3 protein-coding genes are annotated in these 2,447 nt (G+C 68.1%); all 3 read right to left on the bottom strand.

The features are described from left to right. On the bottom strand, positions 1-486 hold a 486-nt coding region (gene bluB / locus AX735_RS05930), incomplete at its 3' end, for a 5,6-dimethylbenzimidazole synthase (RefSeq protein ID WP_066277167.1). Next, positions 483-1,940 (bottom strand): cobyric acid synthase, encoded by a 1,458-nt coding sequence (locus tag AX735_RS05925; protein ID WP_066277165.1) that lies wholly within the window; start codon positions 1,938-1,940, stop codon positions 483-485. The genes bluB and AX735_RS05925, both read right to left, overlap by 4 nt. Beyond that, positions 1,928-2,447 (bottom strand): CobD/CbiB family cobalamin biosynthesis protein (locus tag AX735_RS05920; RefSeq protein WP_202189514.1); only part of this gene is annotated, 520 nt, incomplete at its 5' end. The genes AX735_RS05920 and AX735_RS05925, both read right to left, overlap by 13 nt.

Raw genomic sequence — 2,447 nt, 5'->3', positions numbered from 1 at the left:
CGCCGGATCGAGGATCGACACCCAGCCAAGCCCGATGCCGTGCGCGCGCGCGGCAAGCCAGAGCGTGTGCACCGCCGTCACCACCGACCAGCACAGCGTCTCGGGCATCGTCGCCCGGCCAAGCCCGTGGCCCGCCTCCGTCTGCGCATCGCAGAACACCGCGAGTATCTCGGGCGCCTCGCGCAGCCCATGCAGCTTGAGCCGGTCGTACAGCGCCTTGCGTTCGCCCGAATAGAGTGCGCCCGCTTGCTGCTTCTGCGCTTCGACCTCGGCGATCAGCGCGGCGCGGCGCTCGGCCGAGACGATGCGGACGAAGCGCCAGGGCTGGGCATTGCCCACAGATGGGCCGCGACAGGCGGTGTCGAGCAGCTGCTCGAGCACGCCCTCGGGCAGCGGTCGCGCCTCGAAATGCCGAACATCGCGCCGCCAGGCCAGTAGGTTGTCGAGCTGATCGCGAAACGCTGGCTCGAACGCGGGCCCGGTCATCGCGCGAGCCCCGCAATGGCGAGCAGCCGGTTGATATCGACATGCTCTTCCAGCCCGCTGGCGAGCGCATCGAGCGCCTGATCGACGCGGTGCGCTTGCGCGATGCCATCGCTCTGCCCCCCAAGCCGCGCGAGCCAAGCTCCGCGCTGGGCAGGATGATCGAACAGCCGGTGGATATAGCATCCCGCGATCCGGCCATCGGCGCTGACCGCACCATCCTCCTCGCCACTGTCGAGCCGGAGCAGCGGCGCCACCGGTTCGAGCGCGCGGGTCTGACCGACATGGATTTCATAGCCGACAAAAGGTTGGCCATCGCTCAGGCTTGTGCCGGTAACGTCGATTACGCGCTTGTCCCCTGTCAGCCGCGTCGCCACGGGCAGATAGCCGAGGCCCTCAACGCTGCCCGCCTGTCCCTCGATGCCATCGGGATCCTCGATGGTTTGCCCCAGCATCTGATAGCCGCCGCAGATGCCGAGCAATGCCCCGCCGCGGCGGACATGCGAGGCAATGTCGATGTCCCAGCCCTGCGCGCGCAAGAAGGCGAGATCGGCGATCGTCGCCTTGGTGCCGGGCAGGATGACCAGCGCGGCATCGCCGGGCAGCGGCTGGCCGGGCGGAACCATCATCAGCCGGACGGAGGGTTCATGTGCCAGGGCATCGAAATCGTCGAAATTGGCGATCCGCGACAGCATCGGCACTGCGATGGTGATGCGGCCATCCCCGGTAGTAGCCGCATCGAGCACGACCGCATCCTCGGCGGGCAGCTGGCGCGCGGCGGCGAGCCAGGGGATGACGCCCAGCCCCGGCCATCCGGTACGGCGCGCAATCTCTGCATAACCATCGTCGAACAGGCGAACATCGCCGCGAAACTTGTTGATGAGGAAGCCCCGGATCATCGCCGCATCGTCCGGATCGATCACCGCCCTGGTGCCGACGATCGCGGCGATCACCCCGCCCCGGTCAATATCGCCGACCAGCACCACCGGCACCCCGGCGACGCGGGCAAAGCCCATATTGGCGATGTCGCCCGCGCGCAGGTTGATCTCTGCCGGGCTGCCCGCACCTTCGACGATGACGATATCGGCCTCGGCCCTGAGCCGCTCCCAGGATTGCAGCACCGCAGCGAGCAGATCGCCCTTGCGCTGCTGGTAATCCGCCGCGCCCAGCGTGCCTGCCACCCTGCCCTGCACCACCAGCTGCGCGCCGGTGTCCGATTGCGGCTTGATCAGCACCGGGTTCATGTCGATGCTCGGCTCTGCCCGGCAGGCCAGCGCCTCCAGGGCCTGCGCCCGCCCGATCTCCCCGCCCGCAGCCACGGCGGCGTTGTTCGACATGTTCTGCGGCTTGAACGGCCGCACCTTCAGCCCCCGATTGGCCAGCAATCGGCACAGCCCGGCGACCAGCACAGACTTGCCGACATCCGACCCCGTTCCCTGCAGCATCACAGATGCCATGCGATGACTCCCACCAATATCCACAGCAGCAGGCACGCCCGGCGATAGACCCACAGGCTGCGCTGCACGTCCCGTGCACCGGGGGCGGGTCCATCGCCCAGCCAAGCGCGATGCGCGGGCTCGCCATCATAGGTGACCGGCCCGCCGAGCCTGCGCTGGAGCACGCCCGCCATCGCGGCTTCGGGCCAGCCCCCATTGGGCGAAGCGTGATGGCGGGCATCGCGCAGCATGATGCGCCATCCACCCATGCCCGCCATACAAACAAGCAGCCCAGAAAGCCGGGCGGGAAGAAAGTTCACCACGTCATCGGTCCGTGCTGCCGCCCAGCCAAAGTGGAGATAGCGCGCATCGCGGTGCCCGATCATCGAATCTGCCGTGTTCACGGCCTTGCATAGCAACAGACCCGGCAAGCCTGCGACCAGAAACCAGAAGGCGGGTGCGACCACGCCGTCGCAGAAGCTTTCGGCGAGGCTCTCGATCGCCGCCACCGCGACGCGCTGTTCGTCC

Source organism: Blastomonas sp. CCH1-A6, assembly GCF_001556365.1.
Lineage (GTDB): Bacteria > Pseudomonadota > Alphaproteobacteria > Sphingomonadales > Sphingomonadaceae > Blastomonas > Blastomonas ursincola.
This window is presented reverse-complemented; position numbering and strand designations above follow the sequence as displayed.

Bases quoted from the DNA above. Each gene is read 5' to 3' on its own strand.
- AX735_RS05925 (WP_066277165.1), bottom strand. From the start codon at position 1,940: ATGGCATCTGTGATGCTGCAGGGAACGGGGTCGGATGTCGGCAAGTCT.